Here is a 15100-nt window from a genome sequence, read left to right as displayed (position 1 = left end):
AAGATACATGATGAAACATATTTTCATACTGGTTTTCACCCTGCTGATTTCAGCGATTTCCGTTGCACAGGATAAAACCACGATAGAGGCAAAAAGTTCTGACATCAGTGACAATCTTGATCTGGAAGCAGTGGCTTCTGCGTTTGGAGAATCGAAGGATCTGGAAGATTTTGAAAAGAAGCTGAATGATCCGGATCTTCAGTTATCCAATCTCGATCTGAACAATGACGGACAGGTAGATTATCTCAGGGTTGTTAGTGATAGTGATAAAAGTTCCCGGGTTGTGATGATACAGGCAGTTATTGGGAAAGATGAGTTTCAGGATGTTGCTACTATCGAAGTTGAGAAAGATACTTCAGGCACAACCAAAGTACAAGTCGTGGGTGATGTTTATATGTACGGACCAAATTATATCATAGAACCGGTTTATGTTAGGCCTCCCATTATTTTTACATGGTTTTGGGGACCGTTGTTCCGTCCATGGTATTCTCCGTGGTACTGGGGTTATTATCCTCCATTTTTTCATCCATGGCGTCCGTTCCCTCCCTATGTATACCGACAAAACGTACACGTGCACATCAATGTTAATCACACCTATCATTATACCAATGTAAGAAGGAATACCAATGTAAATATGCGGAGAGACCTCAGTAGAAATGATTATGCCAGCAGAAATCCGCAACAATCCTTCAATCGCAGAAATGAAGGGGTAACGAACCGAAGAGATCTCACCAGAACCCGTGAGAACACGAATACAGCCAACCGCAGGGATATCCCGAACACCAATAGAAACGTCAATCCTGACTGGCAACCCAGATCATCGGGGTCGAATGTGAGAAATAACAGGGCTACTGTTACCACACCGGGTAGAGGTTCTTCTACCCGCCCATCAACATTGCCCTCCACCAGTCATCAGACAAGACCGTCCACAAGGCCGCAAACCACCATGCCTTCTACCCGACCATCAACAAGACCTTCAACGTCTTACCCATCGATGAACAACAGAAGAACCCAACCTATGCAGATGCCTTCCAGAAACATGCCTAGACGCGGACGCGGTTAATGAATTTCAGCGATTAGGTAAAAATCCTTTCGTCTGCTTGTGCACTGACAGGTGACGATCCCACTCCCGAATTCACGAGACAACTGTGGCAAAGGAGAATGTTGTCGCAGGCTCAGTTTGATGAGCAAGTGCAGCAGAACCACATTATTTGGTTCAATGATTAGCTAAATCCCTGATGTTGTTGTAATTTTGCGCTCCGTAAAAAATCAGATATGCGTACTAAATCCCTGAAAAAGAATAAGATTAATGTTGTGACTCTTGGCTGTTCTAAGAATGTATATGACAGTGAGGTATTGATGGGGCAACTCAAGGCTAGTGGTAAGGATGTTGTACATGAGCAAGAGGGGAATATCGTGGTGATCAATACTTGTGGATTTATCGATAATGCTAAGGAAGAAAGCGTAAATACGATTCTTGATTTTGTCAATAAGAAGGAGAATGGTGATGTGGATAAGGTTTTTGTAACAGGATGTTTGAGTGAACGTTATAAACCGGATCTCGAAAAGGAAATACCCGATGTAGATCAATACTTCGGAACTTCTGATCTTCCGCTTCTCCTGAAAGCTTTAGGAGCAGATTATAAACATGAACTTATCGGAGAGCGTTTAACTACGACTCCAAAAAACTATGCATATCTGAAAATCGCAGAGGGATGTGATCGTCCCTGTAGTTTTTGCGCGATACCCTTAATGCGCGGTAAACACCGCAGTACACCGATCGAAGATCTGGTGACCGAAGCAAGTAAACTGGCTGCGAATGGAGTCAAAGAACTCATTCTGATCGCTCAGGACCTAACCTATTACGGTCTCGATCTTTATAAGAAAAGACGACTTGCTGACCTGTTGAAGGAATTGGTAAAAGTTGAAGGAATCGAATGGATCCGTTTACACTATGCTTTTCCTACAGGCTTTCCAATGGATGTTCTGGATGTAATGAAGGAAGAACCCAAAGTTTGTAATTATTTGGATATTCCCTTACAGCATATCGCTGATCCGATCCTGAAATCAATGAGACGCGGAACCACTAAGGAAAAGACTACCAAACTTTTGAAAGAGTTCAGAAATGCGGTACCCGATATGGCGATCAGAACAACACTAATCGTAGGATATCCCGGGGAGACCGAAGATGATTTTGAAACTCTTAAGAATTGGGTTAAGGAAATGAGATTTGAACGTCTTGGATGTTTTACATACAGTCATGAAGAAAATACGCATGCCTATAATCTTGTAGACGATGTTCCTGATGATGTGAAGCAGCAAAGAGCAACAGAAGTCATGGATATCCAGTCTCAGATCTCCTGGGAACTCAATCAGGAGAAGATCGGAAACACCTATCGTTGCATCATCGACAGAAAGGAAGGCAACTATTTTGTAGGTCGCTCTGAATTCGACTCCCCTGATGTGGACAATGAGGTACTGATCGACGCATCACAGTATTACCTAAAGATAGGGGAATACGCAGATATTCTTATCGAGGATGCAGGTGATTTCGATCTTTACGGTAAGCCGGCTTAATCATAAAAATAGTTTTGCTGTGACAGCTCCAAAATCTGAGCCAGCGAAGCCACTTCCAATATAAGTCACTCTGGCATTTGTGGCTAAAGGCCACAAATAGCGACGACACTCCCCTTCTTCACAGTTGTTCCGAGAGTTCGGGAGCGGGATTGTCATTTCGCAGTACGCAAGCAGACGAAAAGATTTTTACCTCCAGTAAAACAAATGAGCCCCTCCAACACATCAGTGTTGGAGGGGCTCGTTTATGCTTTACCCTATTTTGATCACTTCATCAATTCCTCTACAGCTGCCTTAAGCTGTGGATCTTCTCCTTTTAAGAAGGAACTGAAATCAAGTGGTACCAGAATATCCGGTACAAGGTCAAGATTCTCCGTCGGCCTTCCTTCCTTACCGATGGTAGCCACCATTGGAATTCCAAAAATTATAGACGGATCGATCTGGCGTTCCCACCAAACCGCAGTTCCGGTTCCTGCAACCGGAGTACCTACGAGCTTCCCGATGCCGTTCTGTTTGTAGATATACGGGAAGATATGCGCATCACTATAGTTACTTTCACTCATGATCACGATACTGGGCTTCGTCCATCTTGCCATTGATTCTCCTCCTTTAAGCACATTGCCTTGCGGAGCGAACTTGAGATACTCTTTTCCGGTCAGGAATGTATTCAAATCATCGTGAAGCCAACCTCCACCATTGAATCTTGTATCAACCACCAGAGCTTCTTTACCTCTGTTTCTACCCATGGCTTTATCGTAAACTTCTCTGAAGCTTCCATCGTTCATACCACGAACATGTACATAACCCAGTTTTCCTCCACTAAGTGCATCCACTTTATCTTCCATAATCTTTACCCATCGACGATATAACAGCTCATTGGCACTGCCATAAGGTTCCGGCTTCACTACGGTCTCGATATAATCCTTTCCTCTCCTGATCTTCAGGTAAACATTCTTACCAGTGATATTATTCAGATACTTGTTCCAGTTATCCCCTGCTTCGATATCCTTACCATCGATATTCACGATAAGGTCTCCGGCCTTAACCTTCTCCTCAGCAGTATCCAGCGGACCACCGGCAAGTACTTCGGTCACCTTAATTCCTGCTCCTTTATATTTTTCATCGAAAAGGAGTCCTAAGGATGCCGAGCTATCACCACCTTCTGAGGAAGCATAATATCTTCCTCCGGTATGAGAGGCATTCAGCTCGCCGAGAAACTCACTTAATAATTCCTGAAAATCATAGTTGTTATTGATATACGGCAAGAATTTCGAATACTCTGCATGATACATATCCCAATCGATTCCATGAATCGTAGGATCATAGAATTTCTTGGCTACTTGTCGCCATGCATGATCCAGCATGTATGCACGCTCAGATGCAGCATCCACCACCATATCTCCGTTGATACCGATACTCTCCATTTTACCACTATTCACATCTACCTTAACCAATCTGCCACGATTGGAAAGCAACAGATACTTCCCATCCTTACTGATCTCTATACCGCTTGGAGATCCTCCAAGTTTTGCAAGGATCTTGGTCTTCTTGGTTCTCGGCTCTGTTTCCCAGAGATCGTAACCTTTTTCAAATGAGGTCAGGTAATACAGTTTACTACCATCCTTACTAAGTACGTAACCACTGATACTGGAACTGTTGATCGTAAGTTTCACTTTGCGGTAATCGATATTTTCAAGGTCGATCTGTAAAGGTTTCACATCTTCCTCCTTCTTATCTTTGTCCTTCCCTTTATTTTTACCCGAATCTTTTTCCGCTTCTTTTTTATCGTTCTCCTTATCCTTTTCGAGTTCTTCCATCAATTTGAAATCCTCTTCACTAAGGATGTATTTATCATAGGCTTCTTTATCGAAGAATACCGCATAGATATCTGTTTCGGTACTACCCTGAATCGCCAGAGACTTACGGCCGTTACGAGAGGTTTCATAGGTCATCATCTTACCTTCCATACCCCACTGAGCATTTCCTTCTCCAAATCCACTGTTGACCGGATAGCGGATCTCTCCTTTGCCATCGGCACTGATTAAAGCTACGTTATTGATAAAGAAATAACCTTTCTGATCATCGAGAATCAGCCATTTGCTGTCAGGGCTCCAGCGATAGCCCCAATCTCCGTCGCTATAGGAATGATTATGTCCTTCCGGCAATAATGTAACCTTGTTACCTGAAGCCACATCCATCACTTTCAAAATATTTCGTTCCTCAACATATGCGATCTTTTTACCATCAGGAGAATAAGCAGCCTGAAATTCCTCAGCCGGAGAATCCAGAACAGGTTCGGTTTTCACTAAAGTGGAGGCGTAGAAATACTTTTCATCCGGACGTTCCAGTGTAGCTTTATAAACATCCCAGCTATTTCCTCGCTCTGTGGAGAACAGTAAGGTTTTTCCATCAGGTGCCCAAGAAATCATTCTTTCCTGTTCCGGAGTATTGGTTAGCCTTTTTGTTCTGGCATCTTCAACACCGGTTACGAATACCTCACCCCTGTTCACGAATGCTATCTCCTTTCCATTCGGACTCAGTTCAAATTCGGTAACACTATTGATATCTCGATTTTTCAATACCTGAAAAGCGGCATCATCAAAAACCTGGATATCTAATTTTACCGGCTGGCTCCCTTCCGTGAGTGAATAGATCTCTCCTTTCCAGGTAAAGACCAGTTTATCACCATCAGAAACACTTAGATTTCTAACTGGGAAATCCGAAAATGTGGTCAGTTGAGATTCACTGCCTGATGACAAGTCGAGTTTATACAGGTTTTGGGTTCCATCCTTTTCATTGAGATAATAAACCGCTGTTCCTGCATGATTGAATACCGGTTCACGGTTCTCTCCTGCGAAGGTACTTACCTGACGATAGGAATCGCCTTTGATATCATAGATCCATATATCACGTGTGACTGCCGAGGTATGATGCTTTCTGAACTCATCTTCATATCCCTTACGATCCTGAAAGACGATACGATCACCTTTCGAATCATACCTGGCAAGATCTGCTCCAGCCGCAGTCAGAAGTATTGGACGTCCACCTTCAACGGGAACCGTATATAGATTTCGGAATAAAGACGAAGGAAAACGAACACTTTCTGCAGGCGCATATCGTGAACTTCCGAAAAGCACATGCTTATTATCTGCAGTAAAATCATAAGGGTAATCGGCAACACTGTTAAATGTGAGCCTGATCGGCATACCACCGGTAGCCGGCATCGAGTAAACATCGAAATTACCGTATCGGTCACTCGCAAAAGCAAGAGTCTTTCCATCATGACTCCAAACCGGTCGTGAATCATAAGCATCCCCACTGGTAATCGCAGTAGCATTCCCCCCCTGAGAAGCTACCCGGTACAGGTTTCCCATATACCCGAAAACTATGGTCGATCCATCCGGAGACACAGAAGGATAGCGCAACCATTTTGCATTTTCCTGGGCTGTGGCCATCCATACGGAAAAGCACAGCACCAGCATACATCGTAAATTAGTCATATTTGAATTGCATTGAATTATTTAATGCAACCAAATTACTAAACAACACTCGGAGAAAAACACTCTTGAGGGCTTATATTCAATGTTTTAACATAATTTTATGAGGAAAACGATGAACTTATACATCGATTAAAAATATTGTGCAAGTAATTCCATCAGATCAGATTCGAAATACCTTAATAAAGTAATCCCGATCACTCCGGCGATCACATAAGACCAACTATACCTGCTACGCTTCATCTGAATAAACCCGATAACTGCAAAGAGGATTAAAGGCAGCGACAGGATCAGATTTGGCCATACAGCAGCATTGGCAAATACGACCGCATACAACTTCACCGCCGTATAAAACATACAGTAATAGGCTATGATTCTCGATATGATGACCAGATTATTCATTTCAGTTATTTATAATCCACAGGAGGTTTTCTCGCTTGTAATAATTGTTCAACCACATAAGCATACTGTAACAAGGATGCTTCTTCAAATGGTTTAGCAATTAGAGTCAGTCCATGCGGCTGACCGTTAACGTCGTACCCCATAGGCAGCGTGATCGCCGGATACTGAGCCACCGCAGCTTGAGCTGCATGATAATTATTCATCGATAATACGGCATCGAACCCAAGAGAGTCCAGTTCTACATCAAAGAATCGCTTTCCATTCTCTTTGAGTTGGCGTTTGATAACTTCGAGTTCCACCAGTTTTGTGGTATCGGCAATGATTGCATCAAATCTTCCCTGGCCATAAGGTGCCAGATTCAGTGAATCCTGATTGTTATACGCGATAATATCTGCTACCGATCTAACCGTTACATCCTTTCCTGCCTCAGTTTCCAGGTATTCAGGAAGATCATATTTCATGTCCATATTCAGAAGCGTTAAGAATCCTTTCAGGCTCACATTGGAAGGAACGTCAAACCCGGACACACGTACTCCCGCCTCCTTCAATTCATCGATGGTAGCTGCATAAACCGAATCAGATTCATACAGGTTATTAAAGTATCCAAATTTTTTCTCACTGATATCTGCCGAATTCAGCACGTTCAGAAAATCTACACTCGTAGCAACCGAAGCTGCATCGTTAAGATCTTCACCTTTCATAGCATCCAGCAAAATAGCATTGTCGGTAACGTTTCGTGTCATTGGCCCCGGAGTATCCAGGGTGCTAGAGATCGGTACGATACCTGTTCTGCTAAGCAGTCCGATAGTAGGTTTTAAACCCACGATCGAATTGATACTGGAAGGCATCAGAATGGAACCTGAAGTCTCAGAACCTACAGTCGCAACTGCATAATTAGCAGCAGTAGCCACACCACTCCCGGAGCTGGATCCTCCGGATTCAAATATTTTCCTCCCATAAGGATTGAGTGTCTGCCCGCCAACTGCCGAATACCCCACAGGACAGCCATCACAGAAATAGTATGCCCATTCACTAAGATTCAACTTACCTAATATCAGTGCGCCATTTTCTTTCAATCGCTCCGTAATAAAAGCATCTCCGGCATTATTATGCCTCAGAACTCCTGCACCTGCCGTTGTCATCATGCCATCGGTCCCAATATTATCCTTTAAAAGCACCGGCATTCCAAAGATCGGATGATGATTCGGGTTTTTAAGTCTTTGTTCATCCCTTTCCTCAGCTTCCTTAACTACATTCCCATTCAATTTGATAATAGCATGTAAGGAAGTTGAAGGGTCCAATTCATATTCGTGAATTCGATAGAGATAAAACAATGTGAGCTCTTTATAAGTAAGCTTTCCTGTTTCAATTGCCGTCTGAATCTCAGGGATGGTTTTCTCGAATACCATTGGATAGACTCGATCATAATCAGTTATAGAAAAATCATCAAGTTCGCTCTCCAGTTCGTCAAAGATAGGTTCGCTATCCAATTTAGAACTGAGAAGTTTATATCGCATTCTGGGATTTTCATGATCCTGTTGTTTCAAGATCTCTGCGGTTTCATCATAAACAATAACAGGAACTTCTTTTTTCTCCTTACAGGCAGCAATTGTAGTGAGTACTCCCAGGACAAGTAAAAATCTTTTCATCGGTTGGAATTTTGAATAAATATAATCATTGCTTTCGAAAAAGGATTTTTAATTTCAATGGACCCGAAGAATTATGGATCAGATGTTAAGTATGAATGATTGAATTAAATCTGAGTATTATTCAAAATATTCACGGGACACTCACCACTTACAACACATTACTTTCCACTTATCACCCACTCTCTGTATTTGCACAGAATGTAGTAACCAATTACAGACTTCTTAACAATACACACATTTAATTGCCTGATTTTGATATATTTACAAAACATATTCGAATTACAGGGATCAATGGGAAATTATGCGAAATCGAATAAACATAGTACTTTTTTTATTATTGGTGATCGTAATTTTTATTCCCCACTCAAAAACGCATGCCCAGGGAGCACTAAAGTTCGACAACCCGGTTTACAAAAAATATGGCGACAGTTTAAAACAGATGGAGTACCGGTATGCCTTACCCATTCTGGGTAAGAAGGCCTACAAGAAGGGATACGACATCCCTTTTCCTTTAGGGATAAGCGCGGTTTATTTTACCCAGCGACAAGACATTAATATCACTCGAACCATGCTCGGCATAAATGGGGGAGCGCTTGCCGATTTCAGCAATTACATCAGTTTCAATCCGACGATTGCCACGACCAATGCCTATACCGTAAGACCAGATATATGGATTCTTCCATTTCTGAACATCTATGCCATTCTGGGAGGGGGTACTACCAAAACCGAAGTAAGTCTAAGCAGTCCGGTGAGCCTGAATACGAAGCAACATTTTGGAGCAGATTCTTACGGCATAGGTTTAACACTTACCGGAGCTATTGGACCGGTTTGGATAGCCCTGGACAACAATTACAATTGGGCAGATGTGGAAGTTGTCGTAGAGCCTATTCCAGCTTACAATGCAAGCTTGAGGGTTGGTCATACGCTGGCCTCCCCGTACAACCCACAAAGAAGCCTGGCCATTTGGGGAGGTGTCTTTTACCAAAGCATACAAAATAACACCAGAGGCAGCATTCCGCTGACCGATGTTTTTCCGAACGCAGGCTCAGGGGAGACGATATCGGTTTTAAGAAACTGGGCAGAGGATCTCCCTCCGGGCCAGCGAATAATTGCAAATCAAATCATTGATGGGATCGAGCGTCTCGTAGAAGGAAGTGACCCCGGCAATATAATAATAGAGTACCTTCTTGATAAGGAAGTAGCCGCACCTTTTAACCTGATCTTTGGTGCCCAGTACCAATTTAACAAGCGTTGGATACTGAGAACAGAACTAGGTGTTTTCGGCAAAAGAAGCCAATTCCTACTAAACCTGAATTATCGTTTTATGGGATTTAAAAAGAGATACTGATAAAAATGAAAACACGAATTCTAATCCTGCTTGCCCTGTTTAACTTCATCACTATGAGAAGCCAGATTCTTATGAGTTTGATCTTTGGCGACAAACTGAACTCAAAGGAGCTCTCCTTCGGTATTCATCTCGACCAATCCTGGAATACTATGAGTAATACTGAAAGTTCATCATCCCTCACCTCCTTCAATCTTGGATTATTCTTCAACTACATGATCGATGAACATTGGAGGGGTAATTTGGAAATGCTCGCCAAATACCAACGGGGGGCCTCTGACCTTCCAGTCTATCCTACCGGAGATTCCTTGCTCGACACCCAATTCATGTATGGAAATATAGACAGGGAAATCAATTATTTAAGTCTTCCGATATCTATTCAGTATGTCACAAAACCCGGTATCTACGCAGAGATCGGACCTCAGATTTCACTTAGGTTTAAAGCAAAAGATATCTTCAACGCTGATATCAATGATGAAGAATTAAGGTACATCCGAGATATTAAAGATGAAACTACAAATTTTGACCTGGGTTGGCTTGCAGGTATCGGGTACTATATTGGCAAAGCAAAAACCACTTCGATTGGATTCCGCTATTATGGAGGCTTTACAGATGTAATGAAAAATATCGAAAACAAACAGCATCATAACCAATGGGCTATTTATGCTAATATTCCAATAGGAAGACATGAAAATCCGGAAGATTAAATACGATAAGGCCTATTTGAAGAAAGAGTCTACAAATTCATATTTGTTGAATACCTGAAGATCTTCAATCCCTTCACCTACCCCGATATATTTCACCGGAATCTTGAACTGATCAGAAATACCGATCACGACACCTCCTTTGGCAGTACCATCGAGTTTGGTAACAGCAAGCGAAGTTACTTCAGTAGCCTTAGTAAATTGTTTCGCTTGTTCAAATGCATTTTGGCCGGTAGACCCATCCAGAACGAGCAGAACATCATGCGGAGCATCACCCACTACTTTTTGCATCACCCGTTTCACCTTGGTTAGCTCATTCATCAGATTCACCTTATTATGAAGTCTTCCGGCAGTATCTATAATCACCACATCTGCATCCTGAGATACTGCAGATTTAAGGGTATCGAAAGCAACAGAAGCGGGGTCACTCCCCATATTCTGACGAACAATCGGTACATCTACACGATCTGCCCAAACTTGTAATTGATCGATTGCAGCAGCTCTGAAGGTATCGGCTGCGCCAAGAACCACTTTCTTACCTTGTTTTTTAAACTGATAAGCAAGCTTCCCGATGGTTGTGGTCTTCCCTACACCGTTTACGCCAACGACCATAAGCACATATGGCTTTTTATCTGCGGGGATCACAAAATCGGTTTCCTCACCGGAATTAGTCTCCGACAACAAACTGGCGATCTCTTCCCTTAAGATTTGATTCAGCTCATCAGTACCGAGATATTTGTCGCGGGAAACCCTCTCTTCGATCCTTTCAATAATCTTCAAGGTGGTATCAACGCCTACATCACTGCTTACGAGTATCTCTTCAAGATTATCCAAAACCTCATCATCAACTTTGGATTTTCCGGCAACTGCCTTTCCAAGTTTCGAGAAAAAACTGGTTTTGGACTTTTCAAGTCCTTTATCTAGGGTTTCTTTTTTCTCTGATGAAAATATTTTTTTAAAAAAGCTCATATATCCAGGCTTGAGATCTTAATAAACGAAAAAGGAACGGGATAAATCCAGTACCTGTCGGAGGTTGCATCAGCGTAATTGACTCTGATCTGCGAACGCTATATCAAATATAAAAAAAGAAAAAGCTACTTTCGGCGAGAAAGTAGCTCTATATACTAAAATTTGTGAACTCTTATTTCTGGTTTAACCAATCGTTAACCATTTCAGGAGCCATAACAGCTTCTACAAAAGTATAAGCTCCCGATTTCTGAGACTTAACCATTTTAATAGCTTTGGTCAATCTCTTAGAACTAGTCTGTAACGTTGCTACTGTCTTCTTTGCCATGGCTCTTTATTATTTAATTTCTTTATGAACAGTCATTCTCTTCAGAATAGGGTTGAACTTCTTAAGTTCCATTCTATCCGGAGTATTCTTCTTATTCTTAGTCGTGATGTAACGAGAAGTTCCTGGTTGTCCAGACTCTTTATGCTCGGTACATTCCATAATAACCTGAATTCTATTACCTTTCTTTGCCATCTTAATATATTATTTCGGATTATTTAATAAATCCTTGTGCCTTTGCTTCTTTTAATACTGCAGCGATTCCTTTTTTGTTGATAGTTTTAAGGGCAGCAGTGGAAATTTTCAGTGTTACCCAACGATCTTCCTCAGGAATATAAAAACGTTTTTTGATGAGATTAGCATCAAATTTACGCTTGGTTTTATTCATTGCATGAGAAACATTGTTTCCCACCATCGCCTTCTTTCCAGTAAGTTCACAAACTCTTGACATCTTTCTAAACTTTAGTGTTATTTCAAAACAGGGTGCAAATTAACGAATTTTTTATCGTTCAGCCAAACCCCAACATTATTTTTTTAAAATTTCTTTTTTAAGCATTTCCAGCGCTTTATGAATCGCTCTGTTCACCACTTTCGATCGATGATTGCCAAAATTGAATTTCTCAACGATCACCTCCCCTTTTGTAGCCAGCGCGATGAACACGGTTCCTACATCTTCATCCGATTCTCCTTTAGACGGACCGGCATTACCGGTAGTTGATAAGGCGAAATCTGTATTCATCAGTTTCCGTACATTCACCGCCATCGCCTCAGCTACTGCAGCGCTTACTACGGAATGTTCTTCTATCATTTCATGAGGGATCCCAAGAACATTCTCTTTAACCTCAGTGGCATAACTAACCACACTACCCTTAAACCAGGAGGATGCTCCAGGGACAGAAGTGATCAGTCCGGCAAGTTTACCTCCGGTACAACTTTCCGCAGTTGCAATGGTCATTCCTGCTTTTAGCAACAAATCACCTATGATCTCTTCCAACTCTCCTTCATCCTCAAAACCTACAATATATTCTCCGATCAGTGGATGAAGCATTTCAAACCTCCGGTTAATTTCATTTTCGATCGCCTCTTTGTCATCACCTTTTCCGGTAAGTCGGAGACGAACTTTTCCAAGATTTGGCAAATAAGCCAGTTTTATTCCGGCAGGAAGCGTGTCTTCCCAGGCTTCGATACGCTCAGCCAATGCACTTTCTCCGAGACCATAGGTGAGGAGCGTTCGGTGTACGATATGAGATTTATGAAATTTCTCTTTTAATAAAGGAATAACCTTATGATCGATCAAAGCCTTCATTTCGTAAGGCACTCCCGGTAAGGAAATAAAGACCTTACCATTCTTCTCCAACCACATTCCCGGCGCTGTGCCGAACCTGTTCATCAACACCTGAGCCTTTGAAGGCACCAACGCCTGATCCCGGTTCAAATCTGAAATCGGAGTCTCTATATATTTTTTAAAAAGGAGTTCGATGTTTTTCAAAACGTCAGGATCGCGAATCAGATCATCATCGAAATATTCACACAGGGTCTTTTTGGTAATATCATCCTTGGTCGGACCAAGTCCACCAGTGATAATGATCACATCTGCCCTTCCTTCTGCCTCCTCAAAGGTTTTTAAAAGCTGATCCTTTTCATCCTGTATCGATGTTATCTGATATACTCCAATCCCGATAGCGTTCAGAGAACGGGCAATAAAAGCAGAATTCGTATCCACGATCTGCCCGATCAGGATCTCATCGCCTATTGTGATGATCTCAGCTTGCATTAGTTATGCGATATAATTCTTGAAATATGGATAAGCACTATTCAATTCATCCAGAACAATCTTCAGAAGCGATTTGATTTTGGCAATATCCTGATCCCCTCTGGCATGTCCTTCTATAGCAAGAAGGGCATCTCTGGCCTCTGTAATTCCCAAAAGATCGGCATTGGGTTTGATCTTATGGGCATGTTGGTAAATTTTATCAAAATCGACAGCAGCAACAGAAGATTCCAAAGCAACGGCATCATCTGGTGTCTCTGCCATAAAAACTTCTACTATGGATTTATTAAAATCCTCATCCCCACCTGAAAGCTCATTCAATTTTGAAAGATCGTAAGTCATGTTCATTTGATTTTTAGGGTAAAAGCATTCTTTTTACCGATATACCCTTCCAGCAGATCTTCGGCATTGACCTTGCCTACTCCTTCGGGGGTTCCGGTAAAAATCACGTCTCCTTTTTTGAGCGTGAAATAGGTCGAAATATACGAAATTAATGCATCAATCTTCCATAACATCAATGAAGTATTCCCATTTTGCACTTGCTCTCCATTACGGTATAGCGAGAAATCCAGATTATCCAGATCGCCCAATTCTGATTTGGGCATCCACTTACCTATTATAGCGGAACCATCGAATCCTTTAGACTTTTCCCACGGCAAACCCTTTGCTTTTAATTTGCTCTGCAAGTCTCTCGCTGTAAAATCGATCCCAAGACTCACCTCATCATAATAATTACCGGCAAAACGTTCACTGATATGCTTACCCACTTTCTTGATCTTAACAATCACCTCTGCTTCATAATGCACATCATTTGAAAATTCTGGTAAATAAAAATCCTGTTGTTTAGGCAATACTGCAGAATCCGGTTTGATGAATATAACAGGCTCATCAGGCCTTTCATTATTCAGCTCCGCAATATGAGCTGTATAATTTCTTCCAACACAAATAATTTTCATATGAATCTGGTCTTATAAGCAACCTTTTACACCTCATCTGTATATTTCTATTCCCAATGGCTTATTGGTCCGGCGCAAACAGATGGAAAGGCGCTAAAATTTCAAGGCTACGAATATCAGAATTTATTATTCAGTTTTCTCAATTTAACCGCAGTAAGTACTTTTTTGGTATATAAAGGAAAGTCTGCATTAAGCATCCAGCCAAAATAGCCAGGCTCCTCCTCCATTACCGCCTCAACTTTTTTCCCTTTATGTTTTCCAAATCCAAAGATCTCATCGCCGTCTTCATCAAAATGGATGAAACCGGCAAGATCGGCATTTAACTTACGGGTAGTGAAAGATCCGAGGAATCTCATATCATTTTCAAGTTCCTCATACCGGTCGAGTTGCGATTTGAGAATTTCATAGGTAGCATTCGTATCTGCTTCAGCACTGTGAGCATCTTCCAGAGTTTTGCCACAATAGAACTTATAGGCAGCAGAAAGTGTGCGTTGCTCCATTTTATGAAAAATGGTCTGAACATCTACGGTAACCCTGTTCCCCAGATCGAAATCTATCCCTGCTCTAAGCATTTCTTCAGCCAGCAATGGAATATCGAACCGATCGGAATTGTATCCTGCCAGATCACTATCCTTAATCATCGCATAGATGGTCTTTGACAATTCCTTGAAGGTGGGCTCCCCTGCTACTTTTTCATCGGTTATCCCATGAATTGCCGATGATTCCGCCGGAATAGGTATACCGGGATTAACCAGCCAGGTTCTGCTTTCCCTATTACCGTTTGGCATCACCTTCAATACTGATATTTCAACGATCCTGTCTTTGGCAACATCGATTCCTGTCGTTTCCAGGTCGAAGAAACATATGGGCCTGGTAAGATTCAATTCCATAATTCTTGTACTTTTTATAAT

Annotated in this window: 15 protein-coding genes; 4 read left to right on the top strand and 11 right to left on the bottom strand. The window is 41.9% G+C overall.

Features of this window, described 5'->3' with window-relative positions; translation table 11 throughout:
- Nucleotides 1–10: 10 nt before the first annotated feature.
- Nucleotides 11–1063, top strand: a complete 1053-nt coding sequence (locus DMZ48_RS15725) for a hypothetical protein (RefSeq protein ID WP_162558739.1) — start codon at nt 11–13, stop codon at nt 1061–1063.
- Between the two features lie 212 nt (nt 1064–1275).
- Complete coding sequence (gene rimO, locus DMZ48_RS15720; protein ID WP_143956124.1) at nt 1276–2577, top strand: 30S ribosomal protein S12 methylthiotransferase RimO; 1302 nt, start codon at nt 1276–1278, stop codon at nt 2575–2577.
- A gap of 263 nt (nt 2578–2840) precedes the next feature.
- On the opposite strand, the gene DMZ48_RS15715 is transcribed toward rimO, so the two are convergent.
- The 3 genes from DMZ48_RS15715 to DMZ48_RS15705 all read right to left on the bottom strand — a co-directional run bounded on the left by DMZ48_RS15715 (nt 2841) and on the right by DMZ48_RS15705 (nt 8122).
- Nucleotides 2841–6074: a S41 family peptidase gene (locus tag DMZ48_RS15715; RefSeq protein WP_143956123.1), complete on the bottom strand. Its 3234-nt coding sequence runs from the start codon at nt 6072–6074 to the stop codon at nt 2841–2843.
- A 129-nt stretch (nt 6075–6203) separates the two neighbouring features.
- A complete protein-coding gene (locus DMZ48_RS15710; protein WP_143956122.1) occupies nt 6204–6473 on the bottom strand; it encodes a hypothetical protein in 270 nt (89 codons plus the stop codon).
- A gap of 5 nt (nt 6474–6478) precedes the next feature.
- On the bottom strand, nt 6479–8122 hold the full coding sequence (locus tag DMZ48_RS15705; protein ID WP_143956121.1) for an amidase family protein: 1644 nt from the start codon (nt 8120–8122) through the stop codon (nt 6479–6481).
- Between the two features lie 301 nt (nt 8123–8423).
- Here DMZ48_RS15705 and DMZ48_RS15700 point away from each other — a divergent pair, with 301 nt between their 5' ends.
- Both DMZ48_RS15700 and DMZ48_RS15695 read left to right on the top strand, forming a co-directional pair.
- Entirely contained in the window at nt 8424–9470 is a 1047-nt protein-coding gene (locus DMZ48_RS15700; protein WP_199288013.1) for a hypothetical protein, read from the top strand.
- A gap of 5 nt (nt 9471–9475) precedes the next feature.
- Nucleotides 9476–10174, top strand: a complete 699-nt coding sequence (locus tag DMZ48_RS15695; RefSeq protein ID WP_143956119.1) for an outer membrane beta-barrel protein — start codon at nt 9476–9478, stop codon at nt 10172–10174.
- Between the two features lie 12 nt (nt 10175–10186).
- Here DMZ48_RS15695 and ftsY read toward each other — a convergent pair whose 3' ends face one another.
- The 8 genes from ftsY to DMZ48_RS15655 form a co-directional block, all read right to left on the bottom strand.
- Nucleotides 10187–11140, bottom strand: a complete 954-nt coding sequence (gene ftsY, locus DMZ48_RS15690; protein ID WP_143956118.1) for a signal recognition particle-docking protein FtsY — start codon at nt 11138–11140, stop codon at nt 10187–10189.
- A gap of 172 nt (nt 11141–11312) precedes the next feature.
- Nucleotides 11313–11465, bottom strand: coding sequence for a DUF4295 domain-containing protein (locus DMZ48_RS15685; RefSeq protein WP_143956117.1), 153 nt, complete (start codon nt 11463–11465; stop codon nt 11313–11315).
- A 9-nt stretch (nt 11466–11474) separates the two neighbouring features.
- On the bottom strand, nt 11475–11657 hold the full coding sequence (gene rpmG, locus DMZ48_RS15680; protein ID WP_143956116.1) for a 50S ribosomal protein L33: 183 nt from the start codon (nt 11655–11657) through the stop codon (nt 11475–11477).
- Nucleotides 11658–11676: 19 nt separating this feature from the next.
- Entirely contained in the window at nt 11677–11913 is a 237-nt protein-coding gene (gene rpmB, locus DMZ48_RS15675; RefSeq protein WP_143956115.1) for a 50S ribosomal protein L28, read from the bottom strand.
- Between the two features lie 75 nt (nt 11914–11988).
- Nucleotides 11989–13236 carry a competence/damage-inducible protein A gene (locus DMZ48_RS15670; protein ID WP_143956114.1) on the bottom strand — a complete coding sequence of 416 codons (1248 nt, stop codon included), beginning with the start codon at nt 13234–13236 and terminating at the stop codon, nt 11989–11991.
- 3 nt (nt 13237–13239) lie between these two features.
- The gene (locus DMZ48_RS15665; RefSeq protein WP_143956113.1) at nt 13240–13575 is read right to left on the bottom strand and encodes an Hpt domain-containing protein; all 336 of its coding nucleotides are present in this window, start codon (nt 13573–13575) and stop codon (nt 13240–13242) included.
- A 2-nt stretch (nt 13576–13577) separates the two neighbouring features.
- On the bottom strand, nt 13578–14189 hold the full coding sequence (locus tag DMZ48_RS15660; protein WP_143956112.1) for a fumarylacetoacetate hydrolase family protein: 612 nt from the start codon (nt 14187–14189) through the stop codon (nt 13578–13580).
- A 116-nt stretch (nt 14190–14305) separates the two neighbouring features.
- A complete protein-coding gene (locus DMZ48_RS15655; RefSeq protein WP_143956111.1) occupies nt 14306–15079 on the bottom strand; it encodes a 3'-5' exonuclease in 774 nt (257 codons plus the stop codon).
- Nucleotides 15080–15100 lie beyond the last annotated feature (21 nt).

Source organism: Robertkochia solimangrovi (assembly GCF_007279655.1).
In the GTDB taxonomy this organism is placed as follows: domain Bacteria; phylum Bacteroidota; class Bacteroidia; order Flavobacteriales; family Flavobacteriaceae; genus Robertkochia; species Robertkochia solimangrovi.
The sequence above is the reverse complement of the archived record's forward strand: the minus strand, read 5'-3'. Positions and strand labels throughout refer to the sequence as shown.